This window comes from Photobacterium sp. DNB22_13_2, from assembly GCF_052873915.1.
In genome coordinates this window covers 1-265 of sequence record NZ_JBNNXU010000160.1, presented here as the reverse complement: position 1 = coordinate 265, position 265 = coordinate 1, and the positions used below count along the sequence as shown (strand labels likewise).

Annotated in this window: 1 protein-coding gene; it reads left to right on the top strand. The window is 61.9% G+C overall.

What is annotated here, in order from left to right; genetic code table 11:
• Positions 1-265, top strand: a 265-nt coding sequence (locus ACVA58_RS28200) for an FUSC family membrane protein (protein WP_446513540.1), incomplete at both ends; no start/stop codon positions are given.

Here is a 265-nt window from a genome sequence, read left to right as displayed (position 1 = left end):
CCAGCCTGATGGACTTGCCCAGCCCGCTGCGGCACAAGTTCAACGAGATGATGGCGTGCGTGCTGCTCACCACGGCCATCACCTTCATCGTGGCGGTGGCCACGCCGTATTCGATCTTGCCGGTGGTGATCGTGCTGGTCACCTTCCTGGCCGGCATGATGGTGGCGTACGGCAACAAGACGATGCCGCTGCAGTTTGCGGCGCTGTTCGTCATGACGCTCACCTTTACCGAGGAGTTCGCCTTTCGCGAAGCGGTGGAGCACAC